This is a genomic window from Pseudomonas putida (genome assembly GCF_028682455.1).
Classification (GTDB): domain Bacteria; phylum Pseudomonadota; class Gammaproteobacteria; order Pseudomonadales; family Pseudomonadaceae; genus Aquipseudomonas; species Aquipseudomonas putida_AA.
In genome coordinates this window covers 587,623-603,305 of the sequence record NZ_JANHLD010000002.1, presented here as the reverse complement: position 1 = coordinate 603,305, position 15,683 = coordinate 587,623, and the positions used below count along the sequence as shown (strand labels likewise).

16 protein-coding genes are annotated in these 15,683 nt (G+C 56.8%); 5 read left to right on the top strand and 11 right to left on the bottom strand.

Annotation, left to right across the window (positions count from 1 at the left end; translation table 11 throughout):
- The first annotated feature begins 94 nt into the window (after nt 1–94).
- From NPS58_RS13450 to NPS58_RS13435, 4 genes are all read left to right on the top strand, one after another.
- Nucleotides 95–1,042 (top strand): NAD(P)H-dependent flavin oxidoreductase, encoded by a 948-nt coding sequence (locus NPS58_RS13450; protein WP_274115846.1) that lies wholly within the window; start codon nt 95–97, stop codon nt 1,040–1,042.
- Nucleotides 1,039–2,037, top strand: a complete 999-nt coding sequence (locus tag NPS58_RS13445; protein WP_274115845.1) for an NADPH:quinone oxidoreductase family protein — start codon at nt 1,039–1,041, stop codon at nt 2,035–2,037. Before NPS58_RS13450 ends, NPS58_RS13445 begins: the two co-directional genes overlap by 4 nt.
- Nucleotides 2,038–2,041: 4 nt before the next feature.
- On the top strand, nt 2,042–2,803 hold the full coding sequence (locus tag NPS58_RS13440; RefSeq protein WP_274115844.1) for an enoyl-CoA hydratase/isomerase family protein: 762 nt from the start codon (nt 2,042–2,044) through the stop codon (nt 2,801–2,803).
- Nucleotides 2,804–2,868: 65 nt separating this feature from the next.
- The gene (locus tag NPS58_RS13435) at nt 2,869–3,669 is read left to right on the top strand and encodes a FadR/GntR family transcriptional regulator (RefSeq protein WP_274115843.1); all 801 of its coding nucleotides are present in this window, start codon (nt 2,869–2,871) and stop codon (nt 3,667–3,669) included.
- Nucleotides 3,670–3,672: 3 nt separating this feature from the next.
- Here NPS58_RS13435 and NPS58_RS13430 read toward each other — a convergent pair whose 3' ends face one another.
- From NPS58_RS13430 to NPS58_RS13410, 5 genes are all read right to left on the bottom strand, one after another.
- The gene (locus NPS58_RS13430) at nt 3,673–4,551 is read right to left on the bottom strand and encodes a cache domain-containing protein (RefSeq protein ID WP_274115842.1); all 879 of its coding nucleotides are present in this window, start codon (nt 4,549–4,551) and stop codon (nt 3,673–3,675) included.
- Entirely contained in the window at nt 4,551–4,712 is a 162-nt protein-coding gene (locus tag NPS58_RS13425) for a hypothetical protein (protein WP_274115841.1), read from the bottom strand. The genes NPS58_RS13430 and NPS58_RS13425 overlap by 1 nt, the downstream gene beginning before the upstream one ends.
- Before the next feature lie 126 nt (nt 4,713–4,838).
- Nucleotides 4,839–5,591, bottom strand: coding sequence for an enoyl-CoA hydratase-related protein (locus NPS58_RS13420; protein WP_274115840.1), 753 nt, complete (start codon nt 5,589–5,591; stop codon nt 4,839–4,841).
- 8 nt (nt 5,592–5,599) lie between these two features.
- Complete coding sequence (locus tag NPS58_RS13415; RefSeq protein ID WP_274115839.1) at nt 5,600–6,781, bottom strand: acyl-CoA dehydrogenase family protein; 1,182 nt, start codon at nt 6,779–6,781, stop codon at nt 5,600–5,602.
- A 9-nt stretch (nt 6,782–6,790) separates the two neighbouring features.
- Nucleotides 6,791–7,894, bottom strand: a complete 1,104-nt coding sequence (locus NPS58_RS13410) for an acyl-CoA dehydrogenase family protein (protein ID WP_274115838.1) — start codon at nt 7,892–7,894, stop codon at nt 6,791–6,793.
- A 285-nt stretch (nt 7,895–8,179) separates the two neighbouring features.
- Here NPS58_RS13410 and NPS58_RS13405 point away from each other — a divergent pair, with 285 nt between their 5' ends.
- A complete protein-coding gene (locus tag NPS58_RS13405) occupies nt 8,180–8,989 on the top strand; it encodes a FadR/GntR family transcriptional regulator (protein WP_274115837.1) in 810 nt (269 codons plus the stop codon).
- 96 nt (nt 8,990–9,085) lie between these two features.
- Here NPS58_RS13405 and NPS58_RS13400 read toward each other — a convergent pair whose 3' ends face one another.
- From NPS58_RS13400 to NPS58_RS13375, 6 genes are all read right to left on the bottom strand, one after another.
- Nucleotides 9,086–9,808, bottom strand: a complete 723-nt coding sequence (locus NPS58_RS13400) for a 2-phosphosulfolactate phosphatase (RefSeq protein ID WP_274115836.1) — start codon at nt 9,806–9,808, stop codon at nt 9,086–9,088.
- A gap of 122 nt (nt 9,809–9,930) precedes the next feature.
- Nucleotides 9,931–10,911, bottom strand: coding sequence for an NAD(P)H-dependent flavin oxidoreductase (locus tag NPS58_RS13395; RefSeq protein WP_274115835.1), 981 nt, complete (start codon nt 10,909–10,911; stop codon nt 9,931–9,933).
- 60 nt (nt 10,912–10,971) lie between these two features.
- Nucleotides 10,972–12,138, bottom strand: coding sequence for an alpha-hydroxy acid oxidase (locus NPS58_RS13390; protein ID WP_274115834.1), 1,167 nt, complete (start codon nt 12,136–12,138; stop codon nt 10,972–10,974).
- Between the two features lie 11 nt (nt 12,139–12,149).
- Nucleotides 12,150–12,938 carry an SDR family oxidoreductase gene (locus tag NPS58_RS13385; protein WP_274115833.1) on the bottom strand — a complete coding sequence of 263 codons (789 nt, stop codon included), beginning with the start codon at nt 12,936–12,938 and terminating at the stop codon, nt 12,150–12,152.
- Between the two features lie 11 nt (nt 12,939–12,949).
- Nucleotides 12,950–14,338 carry an FAD-binding oxidoreductase gene (locus tag NPS58_RS13380; protein ID WP_274115832.1) on the bottom strand — a complete coding sequence of 463 codons (1,389 nt, stop codon included), beginning with the start codon at nt 14,336–14,338 and terminating at the stop codon, nt 12,950–12,952.
- Entirely contained in the window at nt 14,338–15,591 is a 1,254-nt protein-coding gene (locus NPS58_RS13375) for an amidohydrolase family protein (RefSeq protein ID WP_274115831.1), read from the bottom strand. The genes NPS58_RS13380 and NPS58_RS13375 overlap by 1 nt, the downstream gene beginning before the upstream one ends.
- Between the last annotated feature and the right edge of the window lie 92 nt (nt 15,592–15,683).

Sequence of the window (15,683 nt, the reverse complement as noted above, 5' to 3'; positions counted from 1 at the left end):
CTTGACTGCTGCCACGCCAGGGCCAGCGGTCGGCCTACAGCAATCCGTTTTCGAGTTTTGCACGACATCACTCATTCCTGAGACGGGAGAGTTTATGCCATTACCCACGCTGCTACGTGACAGCTTACGTTTGCCCTTGGTTGCTGCCCCGATGTTTCTGGCTAGCAGTCCGAAATTGCTGCTCGCCCAGTGCCAGGCGGGTATCGTCGGTTCGATGCCTGCGTTGAATGCACGTAGCAGTGGGCAGTTGGATGACTGGTTGGGGGAGATTGTGGAAGGTCTAGCAGCCACTCCGTACGCTGCCCCGTTTGCCATCAACCAGATATTGGCCCCTGCCAATCTGCGCCAAGATCGTGACCTCGATATTCTGGCAAAGCACCGAGTGCCGGTGGTTATCACCAGTGTTGGTTCGCCGGGTGAGGTGGTTGCCACAGTGCATGATTACGGTGGTTTGATATTCCATGACGTGGTCAGTGTGCGGCATGCAGAAATAGCGGCCGCCGCTGGGGTCGATGGCATCGTGGCCGTGTGTGCAGGGGCGGGCGGGCATGGTGGTCAGCTTAATCCGTTTGCCTTTGTCAGTGAAATCCGCCGCTTCTTCCAAGGCACCCTGTTGTTGTCCGGCGCGCTGGCTCATGGCAAGGACATTCTGGCAGCGCAACTGCTCGGAGCGGACTTGGCCTATATGGGAACGCGCTTTCTAGGTACAGCCGAATGTGAAATTGATGCTGTATATAAACAGATGCTGCAGGATTCCTGTGCCGACGACATCGTTTACACCGATCTGTTCAGTGGGCTGCATGGCAATTATCTGAAGGCCAGTATTACTCGCACGGGTTTGAATCCCGAATGTTTGCCAGCACCGCCGCGACCCGGCGTCGGCACCGGTGGCCATGGCAATTTCAAATTGTGGAAGGACATCTGGGCGGCCGGGCAGGGGGTCGGTGCGATCGACGGCTTGCCACGTGTTGCCTCTTTGGTCGATGACCTGGAGCAGCAGTACCGTGCCGCCTTGCGACAAGCCCAGGCGATAGCATCATGAGCGCCCCGCGTATGAGGGCCGTGCTGGGCCGACGCCTTGAAAACCTGGACGATTATACGCTTGAGAATGTACCGGTGCCGGAGCCGGGGCCAGGTCATGTACGACTGAAGATCTACAGCACCGGTCTTGGGTTCGCCGATGGTTTGCTTTGTACCGGCCGCTACCAGCTCAAGCCACCTTTGCCCTACGTTCCCGGTTGTGAATTTGCCGGAGTGATCGATTCTCTGGGGCCTGAGGTAAGTGGTTACGGGCTTGGCCAGCGGTGCGCCGCTTTGGCTATGGGAGGCGGCTGTGCAGAATATGCCGTGGTGCCGGTTTCAAGCCTTGTGCCTGTGCCTTCGGGGCTGAATTTTTCGCGCGCTGCGGCGTTCTGGGTCGATTACACCACAGCATTTCATGCCCTCCAGGACCGTGCGAGCCTGCAACCTGGTGAACGAGTAGTGGTTCTCGGTGCCGCCGGTGGTCTTGGCCTCGCGGCAGTTCAGATCGCCCGCCTGCTGGGCGCCCAGGTGATAGCTACAGCATCCACGGCCGACAAGCGAGAAGCAGCACGGACTGCAGGTGCACATCACTGCGTAGACTCGAGCGCAGCCGATTGGACGGAGCAATTGAAGGTGCTGACCGATGGAAACGGTGCGGATGTGATAGTTGACCCCGTTGGTGGCGATGGGTTTGAGCGGGTATTCCGGCGCCTGGCCTGGGGCGGTCGTTACTTGGTCATGGGATTTGCCGGAGGCAGTATTCCGAATCTGGCAACTAACCTGGCGCTGTTGAAGGGCGCTGCTCTGATGGGGGTCGATATCCGTCAGTTTGCGTTGCGCGAGCCGGAAAAAGCCGCTGCTTCCCGTGAGCAATTGGCCCAGTGGGTAGATGCTGGTGCTTTGCAGCCGAATGCAGGCATCACCTATGGGTTGAACGATTTTCGCTCGGCGCTCGCCTCAACGTTCAGTCGCCAGCGTATCGGCAAAACCATAGTGAACCTGCAGCAGGAATGAAATCGTGAATCTGATCGAGCATCAACGCCAGGGCAGTTGTGCTGTTCTGACCCTAAATCGCCCAAGCGTACTCAATGCACTCAATGATTCCTTGCTTGATGAGCTGGACCAGCATCTGGAACGCATAGCGAATGACGACAGTCGCGCACTGATTATCACCGGCCGAGGTCGGGCATTTTGCGCAGGCTCTGATCTCAACGAACGAGAGGGCGATCCGGCCTTGCGCATTGCGCGTATGCACCGCCTGATTTTGCGCCTGGCCGAGTATCCGAAAATCAGCGTAGCTGCAATCAATGGGGCCGCCATGGGCGGTGGCCTTGAAGTTGCGTTGGGCTGCACGTTCCGAGTCAGTGTTGCACAGGCTAAACTGGCTGTCCCGGAGATAAGGTTGGGCTTGATACCGGTATATGGCGCTACTCAGTTACTCCCTAGACTCATTGGTCGATCACCTGCTTTGCGCATGATGCTGGATGGAGAAGCGCTGGACGGCCGAACTGCCTATAGTGTAGGTTTGATAGATCATCTTACTGATAGCGACGATAATCTGCTGGATGCAGCCTGTGTATTTGCGGCTAAGTACAGCCGTTACAGTCTGCCAGCCCAACAGGCAATACGTCAGGCAGTTCGCGAAGGTAATGAACTTTCGCTAACGCAAGGCCTTGCATTGGAAGCAGGTCTTGGCCGCCGCATTGGTACGAACCACGATGCCAAGGAGGGTATCCAGGCATTCGTGGAACGGCGCGAGCCGGTGTTCAAAGACTGCTGACCACCGGGTCCACTGGCGTCGGCAGCTATTCATTCGTGGATGCCCATGACCTCTAGGACTCAAGCATGACCAACGCAAGTGCAACGATCGCTCTTTCTTCCAGTCCTCGGAAACAACCGTTGCAGATCCCAAAGGCTCCGCAGATCGTGGCTTCCCGACTCAAGAAATTGATCGTATCCGGACAGCTTAAAGAGGGCGATCTCTTGCCCGCCGAAAGCAAGCTGATGGAAGAGTTCGGCGTGTCGCGCCCGACTATTCGAGAGGCGTACCGGATTCTTGAGGCTGAGCGTCTGGTTACTGTTTCTCGGGGGGCCAAGGGTGGTGCCGTGATTCATGCACCGGACCCGGGTCTCATCTCTAATTATGCGCTCATGGTGCTGCAGTGCGAAGGTACACGGGTAGCTGAGGTTTATCAGGCGCGCTTGGCTGTTGAGCCGGCTGCAGTACGTATGGTGGCCGCAAAGGCCAAGAAAACTGCCCCGGCAATCCTGCGGGCCTCCCTGGAGGCCGAACGCGCAGTGGTCGAGGACGCCGCCGCCTTCGCCCAAGCCATCGCAGAGTTCCATCGTCTGGTGGTTGAGCTGTCGGGGAATCGCCCGCTGATCCATCTCTGGGGCGCTATTCATGAGGTAGTTGTGCAGCACCAGGCATTAGCAGTGTCGGCTTATCGACGTACCACGCAAGCCGAGGAAATCGTTGCTAATGCTGCCTACGGTCTGCGCTCCCAAGAGAAGCTGATCAAGCTAATTGAAGCGGGCGACGAGGATGGCGCTGAGCTGCATTGGCGCAAGCATATGCAAGCGGCCAACAAGACTTGGATAGCCGGTTACGAAGAAACCACAATTGCCGAGATTATGCAGGACTGAAGCTCAGTGCACTGCGTTTTGCGGTTGTGCGTAGTACCCGACGGCTACTAGAAAGCGACCGCTACGTCGTATCAACGTGTTTTTCGGCTCTGGTTTGCCGGTGACTGGATTACGCCAGGCGTAGCTGATCTGAGCCTCCTTTTTGCCGTCTATTGCCTTTAGCATCTGCTGGCCAATCGGCTGGCCGTCAACGGCTTGAAGGCGGCGAAAGTCAGTGCCAACAAGCCTAGGGTTGTAACCGTGCGCTACCATCTTGAGCGTATCGGTATCGACGACGAACACATACAGGTCATCACGATTGAATGCCTTATCCAATCGGTTAATGCGTTCTAGGGTGGTTGCCGGGGCATGATCCATGGCCGTGATCGCTTCGTCGAGCAGAACCTGGGCAGCGTGGGGGCTTGAGCGTGGCAAGTAATAACCCACTGCAAAGATCTTGTCGTCTACCCGCTGATACCAGATCTTTTTGCGTTCGATCTCGCCATCCTTTGGATTGAGCCATCGGTACTCTTCGCTGTGCATTTGACCATCGCTTGGTTGGAGCAGAGCATGATCAAAAGCGGGCTTTCGATCGTCGTCCAGAATAGGGCGGATGTCTCGGCCAATGTAGATCGCGGACAAACCACCACTGGCGAGCATCACGCCTCGAGTGTCGATCACATAAACATATTGCTCATCACGTGTGAATTCACCCTGGCGACTGATTTGCGCCAATGCAGCCTCACCGCTCTCTCGATAATGGCTTACTGCTTTTTCAAGCAGAGCACGAGCCTGATCAGATTGTTGACTGTAGCTTGCGTCTTCACCGACCGTGCTTGAATACGCCGGATAGTTAGAGGCAAGCCCTAGAGTCAGGGCCGTCAATTGCAGTATTTTTTTCATCAATGAAAGACACCAAACCAGGAGGGGGAATACGCGGGTGGGTCGGCGTCGACTTGTTGCGTCTGCGGCGGATACTCGTACTGGCGGCGGCCGCTATAGACCTCCGAGCAGGCAACAAGGGCCAGCAGGACAGCTCCTGCCAATGCGTAGAGCGCGCTCATGTTCATCCCTCTTATTTGTGGTTCGGGCTGTGAACGTAGGTATTTATGATTGTAATGATGTATATGTATTTTGCAAGTCGTTATTGATTAGACGGTCATGGTGTTCCATGGCCGTCTGACGGCCAACTATTTGCGCTTTTCAAGTATCCGCTGCAGTTCTGCTTTGGTTTCTTCGCTTTGCAGGCGGGCAATGAACTGCAGGTTTTCCTCCCGTACCACCGCCTTCAGAGACTCCAGCAAAGGCGATTTGAGCAAGCGTTTACTGATCTGCAGCGAAGCAAGTGGAGCCTTTGCAAAGCGTTCGGCTTGGGCGGTGGCAGCGGCTAGGCACTGTGCCGGGGTATCGAGCAGGTGTGTACATAGACCCCAGTTCACTGCCGTGCGCGCATCCAGGCTCTCGCCGGCCAGGATTAACTGCGCAGCACGGCCATGCCCCAAGCGCTGAGGGAACAGCAGGCTAGCGCCGAATTCCTGGCAAAGCCCAAGTTTGACGAAGGGCGTGGCGAACTGGCAGTCGACACTGGTGTACACCAGGTCACAGTGAGGTAAGAGGGTGGTGCCGATACCGATGGCTGCACCGCAAACTGCGGCGATAAGTGGTTTATCCAGATCGATTACAGCGTCCATGAAACGAAAGGCCGGCGCATCGAGACTTTCCGGTGGCGACTGCAAGAACTCCTGCAGATCATTGCCACTAGTGAAGCAATGCTCGCCTCCACTGATTACCACCGCATTGATGCAGTCATCCGCCTGCGCTGAACGAATCAGCGTCGCGAGATCGTCATACATTTGCAATGTAAGGGCGTTGTATTTTTTTGGGCGCTGTAGCGTGATTCCCAGCCAGCCTTCATGCTGCTGTACTTCGATGAATTCAGCCATGATGCATCCTAGCGGCACTGGGAGAAGGGAATGTTTTTATCGACCCGGATTTCTCCGGGCATCCCCAGGACCCGTTCCGCAATCTGGTTGCGCAGTATCTCGTCCGTGCCGCCGGCAATACGCAATGCTGCTGCCCATTCGTAGCCATGCTGGAACTTGTCGCCTTCAGCTTGAAGTTTTTGTAGCCCTGTGACATCCAGAGCCATCGCGCTGAGTTCCTGCAAAGTATTGGCGTAAACCAGCTTGCTCATCGCCGCAATGGGGCCGGGCGTTTCGCCCTTGGACAGCGAAGTCAACAAACGGAAGCGGAAATAGCGCAGGCCCATTTCCTGGGTCAGCAATTGCGCCATCTTGAAGCGATCCAAACTGGCACCGGATGACTGATCCTGTGCACGCTCGATCAGCTCCAGTACGTTTGGTAGCGCTTGGCTCTCTCCACCGACATTGACCCGCTCATTCATAAGCGTGGTCATTGCGCATTTCCAGCCATCGCCTACGGCACCAATTCTGTAGCGGTCAGGAATCCGCAAGTCAGTGAGAAACACCTCATTGAATTCCGACACACCTGAAATCTGTTGAATTGGACGCACCTCGATGCCAACACTACGCATGTCCACTACAAAGAATGTCAGTCCCTTGTGTTTGGTTGCTTCTGGATCGGTGCGCGCCAGCAGGATGCCCCAGTCGGCGACATGCGCCCAGGAGGTCCAAACCTTCTGGCCGTTGATGACCCAGTCGCCACCATCCTTGACCGCACGGGTTCGGACGTTGGCCAGGTCCGACCCTGCCGAAGGCTCAGAGAACAATTGGCACCACAGTAGCTCACCTTGCAGGGTCGGCTGGGTGAATTGCTCGATTTGTTCGGGTGTACCATGAGTGCGCAACGTTGGCACGGCCAGTTGTGTACCGATCGTGACGAAAGGGCCGACGGGTACATCGTATCGGGCCTCTTCGTCCTGAAAGATCACTTCCTGCATTGGCGTACCATCGAGACCGCCTTCGGCTTTTGGCCATCGGATGGCAGCGTAGCCTTCGCGGGCCTTCTTCGCTTGCCAGGTTTTTGCCTTTGCAATGAAGGAAATCACGTCGGTATGGTCGCTGGAGCTCATGAAGTCCTTCGCATGGGTATCGAGCCACGTGCGGACCTGCCCGCGGAATTCAGCTTCGGACGGAGAATCATTGAAATCCATGGGAGCTCCTTAGCGAATCTGCAATTGATTGAGCGAGGTATCAGCCAGTAACTGGTCAACCCAGGCGCCAGGTTGGCCCAAGATCACTGCTAGAAGGCGTGAACGCTTATAAAAGAAATGACAATCTGCTTCCCAGGTGTAGCCAATGCCCCCATGTAAATGGATGCATTCGCGAGCGGCATATTCGAACGCAGTCGTGGCGCTCAATCGGCTGGCGGCAGCGGCGAGGCTGCGATCGGCGTTCTCTCCCGCATACATGGCCCAGGCACCAAAGTAAGCATTGGAGCGGGCCAGTTCGATCTTCACGGCCATATCGGCCAGCTTATGCTTGACCGCTTGGTAGCTGCCAATTGGACGTCCAAAAGTATGCCGCTCGAGGGCATAGTCGCGAGCCAATTGACAGGCTGCGTCCGCGCCGCCGATCTGTTCGAAGGCGGTAAGAATTGCGTCCTGGTCAACTACCTGCCGCATGGCTCTTTGGGCTGCTTCGCCTTCTGCCAAAACCACTACAGGAGTCTGATCCAGCTCCAGCACTGCATAAGGTACAACATCGTCCAGGCTGCGAGCCCCACGACTCGGGAGCGGCTGTTGCTCAAGGTCGACTAAAACCAACGCCGGCTGGCCAGCTTGTAGCACCGGAAGGATCGCTGCATGGGCTTGCGCGGCGTAGGCCAGGGGCTCGCAGTTGCCTGTTACTACACCGCTATCCAGGTGCAGGCTGACGCTATCCCACCTTAAAGTCGGCTGGGCAGCAATGATCGCTTCGCCACTGGCAATTCGACTCAACCAGATTGCTGCTTCTGGCACCTGACAACGTTTAAGCAATTCGGCGCCGAGGAAGACGGTTCCGTGAAATGGCACGGGCGCTAAGCTGCGGCCGAACTCCTCGGCCAGTACGCATAGTTCCAAGGCCCCTAGCCCCAGGCCTCCTTGCTCTTCTGGAATCGCTACCGCCAACCAGCCAAGTTCAGCCACTTGTCGCCACAGTTCGTGGTCTATGAGCGCACCCTGCGCGATACGTTCGCGCAGGGCATGGAAAGTACTCGTTTCGCTTAAAAACCGGCGGGCTTGCTCGCGCAGCATTTGCTGCTCATCTGAAAAATCAAAGTTCATGATGGTCCCTGGCTAGGATCGACTGTATACGTAATAATCATATACACGTTTATTTGTAGTTGTCTAGGATGCCGATTGGGTATTGCTCGATGTTGCCAGAGTTTCGGGATCCTTAGGGAGTGCTAGTGATCCGGCGCTACGCTCGCCACGTCAGAGTCATTTCTTAAATAAGATGTGTTACATTTAAATCATAGCTATCATTAATACTATAGCGGCTAGTCGCTGGCGACCTGCGCGGTTGTGTGGCTTCGGGCGGTTCCAATTTCAATTGCGGGGACGATATTCATGAGTGAAATGAAGGATTTACAGCTTCGGGCGAGTCGCGGTGTCGAGCGTCGCCAGGTGCTGCACATACCCAAGGCGCCACAAATTGTTGCCGCTCGGATTAAGAAGCAAATTGTTCGAGGGGAGTTGAAGGAAGGGGATACTTTGCAGGCCGAAGGCCGACTGATGGAGGAGTTCGGGGTTTCCCGTCCTACCATTCGTGAAGCCTTTCGCATTCTGGAGGCAGAGCACCTGATTACAGTTGCCCGAGGTGCGAAGGGCGGGGCAATCGTCCACGCTCCGGATCCCCAGCTGATTGCCAGCTACGCACTGATGGTGCTGCAGTTTGAAGGTACTACCGTTGCCGAGGTTTATCAGGCGCGTATGGCTTTCGAGCCTTCGGCGGTGAGGTTTGTCGTCGAGCATGCAGCTCAACAGGCGCCAGCGCTACTGCGTGAAGTGCTTGAGCAGCAGCGAGAATGCTTCGAGGATCCGGTGGTGTTCGCTGCCGAAGTAGCGCGCTTTCACCGCTTGCTGGTGGAGCTGTCGGGCAATAAACCGCTCATCCATTTGTGGGGCGCTATGCACGAAGTGATAGAGCGTCATCAGGCTGCAGTGGTTGCCTTGAAGCGCCGCGACGTATCGCTCGAAGGTGCTCGTTTGGCAGCGGTTGCAGGGCTTAAGTCTCAGGATAAGCTGATCCAACTGATCGAGGCACGCGAGATAGACATGGCTGAAGCCCATTGGCGCAAGCACATGGTTCGCGCAAACAAGGTTTGGGTCACCGGCTATGAGCACATGCTGATATCCGAGCTGTTCCAAGAATTTTGATTGAGTACGACCTGAGTATTGCTTGCCTGCACGTCGGCCCTGAGCCCGTTGGTGCAGAGCAAGCGATCACTTAGGCATCGGCAGATCGACAGGAGTTCATGCGACTTGAAGGCTTGCGCCGTTGAGCTTAGGTACCAAGTCGATGCAGCCCAGGCGTGCCGAATAGTTTATTTCTTCATTCATGTCCGTCAGTGACAGGGCCCTGCCCAATTGGCTCTCACGGAGGCAGTGTTCTGGGGATTCATACTGACGGTATACCGCCAGAGCGATCTGGCAGGTATCCGTTAGCTGCCATCTGCCGGAATGCTGGGTACTGAGTTGTTCGATCAGGTAACCGGCCAAGTACAGATCTTCCAGATTCACTCGTCCTGCCGATCCGGAGCAAATCAGCACCAGGGTCTGCTCTTTATGCTGTTGCAGCTGGTTGACGACAGCTGGAGCGTTGAGAAGGGCGGCGGCGTAGACTTGCGCTGCGCTATTGGCCTGACGCAACGCTACAGTGCCATTAGTGGTGGCATAGACCAGGCTGCGCCCGCGCAACGACTGACGTGACAAGGCCAGAGGCGTATACGCACTGAAGCCGGCAATACTGCGCAGGTGCTGTTCACCCGAAAGGACAAAGCTGTCTTGAGCGAAGCCCCGAACAGTCTCTAGCGCCATTTGCTGGTTCAATACGGGGTAGACATCAGTAGCTCCCTGGTTAAGAGCGGTGACGATGCTGGAAGTGGCGAACAGCACGTCAATAACCACGGCCACTTTATCGTGCAGAAAGCTGGGCTCTAAGTCTTCCTTGCGCAGGACCACATTTATTCTTGCCATTGTGCAGTTTCCTCGCGGCCAACGTGACGTACCCAGAGACTGGCTGGCAGGGCCTGGGTACGTGACGATAAACGCTTTCGTTTTGTCGTGGCTGAAAGTGTGCGACTTACTTTTGCTTTCAATCAGTCAAAGTAGGTTTGGGCACGGCCGAGATGTTCTTTGCATTCCTTGACCATGCGTTCAAGCAAGATGGCGCAGGATGGAATGTCGTCGATGAGGCCGATGACCATACCGGCAGTAACAATCCCACCGTCCACATCACCGGCTTCGAGGGCGGCTTTGCCCCGTGCACCAGCTACCAGCGGGCGTATATCAGCGAACTCACAACCACCCGGGCGACGTTCGATGCCGACCACCTCTTCGGAAATGCTGTTCTTGAAAACGCGGGCGCTGTTACGCAGAGTGCGAAAGATGAGGTTGGTGTCCCGCTCAGTGGCATTGACCAGCGCTTGCTTGATATTCATGTGCAGCGGGGCTTCCTCAGTACAGACGAAGCGAGTCCCCATGTTCACGCCTTGGGCCCCCAAGGCTAGTGCCGCCGCCATGCCGCGACCGTCGCCGATGCCACCGGAAGCAATAACCGGGATCTTCAGCTGACGGACCGCCGCAGGGATGAGTACCAGGCCAGGAATATCTTCCTCGCCTGGATGACCTGCACATTCAAAGCCATCGATACTGATGGCATCCACACCCAGGCGCTCTGCGGCCAGTGCATGACGGACAGCCACGCATTTGTGAATGATTTTCACACCGGCCTCCTTCAGTCGTGGCATGAACTCCACGGCTTTATTGCCGGCGGTTTCAACAATTGTCACGCCGCCCTCGATGATCGCCTCAATGTACTCGGCGTAGGGGGGCGGGCTGATGGTCGGAAAGATGGTCATGTTGACGCCGAATGGCTTATCAGTCATCTGCCGGCATCGCGCAATTTCCTCGGCCAATGCTTCCGGTGTTGGCTGGGTCAGGCCAGTCAAAATGCCCAGGCCGCCCGCATTAGAAACAGCAGCGGCGAGTTCGGCTCGACCGATCCATTGCATGCCGCCCTGGATGATGGGATAGCGGATACCCAAAAGTTCTGTAATCTGCGTCTTCACGGCATGCACCTGTTTAGTGGCTTTGTGGTCTGTTCAATTATAATAATCATATATACCATTATGCCGCAACTATGAGTTTATGGTGCGCGGATCGATGAGCCAGTCTCGGTTGAGTTCGCTCACGCGGGCGCAACCGATCTGAGCCATGGTGCGAGCGATGTCACGGGTGTACAGGTCGCAAACTTTTTGTGCTCCCTCCATTCCTGCAGCCGCACAGCCGTAGAGAAAACTACGCCCACTGAAAACGAAATCGGCTCCCAGTGCGAGGGCCTTGACTACGTCTTCGCCACTGCGCACGCCGCTATCGAAAAGTACTTTGGTACAGTCGCCGACGCCGTCGACTACCGCGGCAAGGCAGTCCAGTGCCGCGGGCGCGGACTCCAGTTGACGACCGCCATGATTGGAAACCCAGACCCCGTCAGCGCCTCGCTTGACACACTCTCGCGCATCATTTGTGTCCAGGATGCCCTTGATAACCAGGTAGCCGGGCCAGTCATGACGCAGTTCGTCCAGATCGCTCCAGCTCAGGTCTTGTTTGGTTTGTCGCGCCAGTGCCGCGAGTACCGGATTGCCACTGCCGGTACCGATCAAGTGGCTCAGGTTTTCGAAGCTCAAGCGCCCTTGGCGCAACCAGTGCCATAACCAGACTGGGCGCTTGAGTGCAGCAGCCACGGTGCGGGGAGTCATGTGAAACGTTGCGACACCAAAGCCATTGCGGGCGTCGCGATTGCGGTTCGGGGCGCTGGGAAGGTCGGCTGTCACCACCAGGACCTTGACGCCCGCATCCCAGGCCTTGCGTAACAGTTCGCGATTTAATGCGGCGTGGTTCCGTGAGTAGAGTTGAAACCAGGTTTGCGTGGGGGCAAGCGCTGCAACCTTGTCAACACTCAGCGTCGCCAGTGTGCTATTGACCACAGGAATTCCGTTCTTTTTCGCGAGCATTCCGAGATCATGGTCAGCGCTGGGCCAGATCAACTGGTTCATTCCTGTGGGGGCAATACCGATAGGCCAGGCGTAGGTCTGACCGAAAAGTTCAATGCCGGTATTTACCTTCTGGACGTTCAGACCTCGCAGGTAGCGCGGCTTAAGGAGCACTTGCTCGAAGGCACGCGCGTTGCGTTGGACACCCGCGTCATCGCCGGCACCGCTATCCAGGTAATCAAATGCGAAGCCTGGAATTCGCTGACGCGCAATCGCCACCAAATCCGAGACCGTGACAGCTTTGTTCAGTGTCATTCGAGGCATGCTCACACCACCGGGCTCATACCGCCGTCGACGTTGATGACGCTACCCGTAATGAACGAGCCTGCTTCGCTGGCCAGAAAACAGGCGAGATCGGCGAATTCCCGCGGTTGTCCTGCGCGTTGCAGTGGAATGCCCAGGCTGACAGCCTTTGCGTGCATGTATTGCTCGTAGGATTGTTTGCCGTCGCTATTTGCATAACCTCGGCGAAACTGGTCACTTTCAATAATCCCGATCGCCAGCGCATTGATCAGTACGTTATAGGGTGCGCACTCTCCGGCGAGCGCTTTGGTCAACGCCATGGTCGCCGCACGGCTGACGCAGGTCGGCGCGGTATTAGCGCGAGGTGCCTTGGCGAACACGTTAATGCTGTTGAGAATCCGCCCCCAGCGTCGCTCCTTCATGCCAGGCAGGGCCAGCCGGCTAAAACGGATAACCGGAAATAGCTTTAGGTCCAGGTCGTGTTGCCATTGGGCATCAGTCAAGGTCTCGAATTCACCGTGGGCATGTTCGCCGGCGTTGTTGAGCAAAATATCGACTTTGGCGAAACGTGTCAGGACGGCGGCGAAGCTTGCTTCGACTTGCTCGGCCTGAGTCACGTCGCAAACAAATCCGGCAGCGTGGCCGGGCGCGAGGGCATTTAGCCGTGCGACTGCCGAATCCAATTGCACTGAGTCGCGGGCGATCACTGCGACGCTCGCACCACTACGGATGAACCGCTCTGCGGTGGCGAACCCCAGGCCTTTGCTGCCACCAGTGATCAATGCCACGCGTCCGCTCATATCAATTTGCATACAGGAGTCACTCAGGTAAGAGGCTGAGCGCTCAGCACTCGGCCGGGGTTGAGGATGTTCTTGGGATCGAGGCTACATTTGAGCGCGTACATCAGCGACATCTCTTCGGGAGTTCGTGAGTAGTGCAAGTGCGTGACCTTGCTCTGTCCGACACCGTGTTCGGCAGCCATGGATCCCCCCAAGGGCGTCAATGGCGAATAAAGCAAGGTGCAGAGTTGCTCGTAGGTTTCCTCCGGCATTTTTTCGGCGAAACGCACGAATGCATGCAGGTTTCCATCGGCGATATGGCCGAACACCACCAGTTCGGCTGCCGCCCACTGGTCAGCCAACCTTTGCGCAACGGTGGACAGGTAATCTGACATTGCCGAGGGGGCCAGGCTGATGTCGAACACAAACCAGCTTGGCGCGGTCATGATCCACAACACCCGTTCACGTACCTCCCACAGCGCATTGCGCTGGTCGTGCGAACTGGCCAGTACGGCATCGACTGCCCACCCGTGCTCCAAAGCCTGCTGCATGATGGTCTCGAAGTGCTCTCTATCACGCTCGGGTGTTGCGCCGCTGGTCTCAACCAATACATAGAAAGGCTGATCAGCAGGCAGGGGGGCAACATGCCCTTGGATTGCACCGCGGTAGAAACCCTTCCACATGACTTCAAAGCTCGTCAGGCTGCCGGGAAAGTTCTGTTGGCAATGGGCAAGCAGTTCAGTGACCTCGTCGAAGCCCGATAATGCCAGCAATGCAGTGTTTTGACTGATAGGAAGCGGCCGTAGGCGCAGTACCGCACGGGTGACGATGCCCAGAGTGCCCTCGCTACCGATGAAAAGCTGCTTCAGGTCGTAGCCTGCATTGTTTTTGAGCATACGATTTAGCGAAGACAAGACGGTCCCGTCAGCCAGTACCACTTCGAGTCCAAGTACCTGTTCGCGGGTCATTCCGTAGCGAAGCACCTGACTGCCGCCGGCATTGGTGGCAATGTTGCCACCCAGGGTCGCGGAGCCGCGCCCGCCATAGTCGACGCCGTAGCCAAAGCCCAGAGGTTGCAGCTGCTCATGCAGTGTTTGAAGTACGCATCCGGCTTGCACCAAGGCGATGCTGGAGCGGGTGTCGATGTGCTCGATGGCATTGAAGCGCTCTGTGGATATCGCTACCTCATTGGCGTGGCTGAAACCGCCACCGCCACCCATACCCCCCAACACCGTAACGGGCTGGCCAGCTGAGTGGCAGCGCTTGAGAATGGCACTGACTTGTTCGGTACTGCTCGGACGCAGCAAGCAGCGTACTTGTAGCGCCTGCTCCGGCCTACTGGGCGCTACACTGCGCTGGGCGGCCTGTTCGGCATTCAATATCGCCGAGGGTTCGAGCAAGTCGGCAAAATCACTGGCAAACAACCCGCCCATCAGACTTCCTCCGGAAGTGACAACAGCGCCGAATCGGCGACGTGGTACAGCCCGTCCTTGAGGCAGAAGCTGGGATGCAGCAGTCGCTCGGTAAGAACCTGATCGTCAGAGGTATCGGTCAATCGCCAGCGGCCGCGCAGATCGTCGAGTACCGTGATATCGGCCACTGCGCCGATTTTCAACGTGCCGACACCATCTTGCTCCCTCAGAAATATCCTTGCTGGATTTGACGTGGCCATCGGAATGACTCGCTCCAGGGGAACGCCAAAGGCCATCAACAGGTTCATGCCGGCGGCTACACCGGGATGGCCATTGAACCGACCGCGCCCGCCGGTATCGATATGAGGGTCCTTGATCGCGGTGTTATAGGCATGGATGTCGGCACCCAGCGTCTGTGGCAGGAAGTCCTGCTCCAGGCCTTGGCGAACCAATTTGAAGTTGGTCGCTGCGCCGTAGCCCAAATCGATATGGATACCGCTGGCGATGGCTTGGCGAACCAGGGAACGAACTGAGCCATCAGCGTTGAAAAAGCCCCCCAGGCGATCGGTATAGGCGTGGGCGAAAATATCGCCGGCACGCATGAATGGCAGTACGGTCTCCAGCACCCGCTCAGACGGGAATTGCGCATGAACCTCTGCAGGTAAGCGCCACAGTTCACCCATGTGCACGTACATCGGCACTTTGGCCTGATCGACGATGGTTCGTACTTTGCGTATCGAGGCATCGCCAAATTTCAGCAGGCTCGCTTGTTCAGCCCAGAACTTCATACCTTTAGCTACTTGCGGACTGGTTTCGAACGCCTTGAGCGTGGCCTCGACATCGATGGTGCCGGGTGTGAACTGGTCAGGGTAAGAAAAGCCGCCAACTCCGCCCGCAGCATAGGGTGCGAGGAACGCATGGACGCGGTTGGCCTTGGCTTTGACCACGTACTCCACGAAGCCGGGCAGGGTGGCTGCGCTTACACCGCCTTGCTCCACCAGTGTTGTTACGCCGGACTGAACCCCCACCCAATTGGCGTCCATGCCCAGGACACCTGTGATGTAACGGAACACATGTGCGTGGGGGTCGATCATGCCTGGGATGACCAATTTCTGACGAACGTCGATGACCTCCGTAGCGTGGCTGGGAGGCAGGTTTGCCTCGATGGCGACAATGCGACCCGCCGTGACGGCCAGGTCGTGAATACCGTCGAGACCGGTGGCAGGGTCGATTACTCGTCCGCCTTTGAGTATCAGGTCGTAGTTTTTATGCATGGCGGGTACCTCATGCAGGCATCTGTTGTTTTTGTCTCCAGCGCCTTTTCATGATATTCATCTAGCTGATTAAGCCCTATCCGGAAATCATC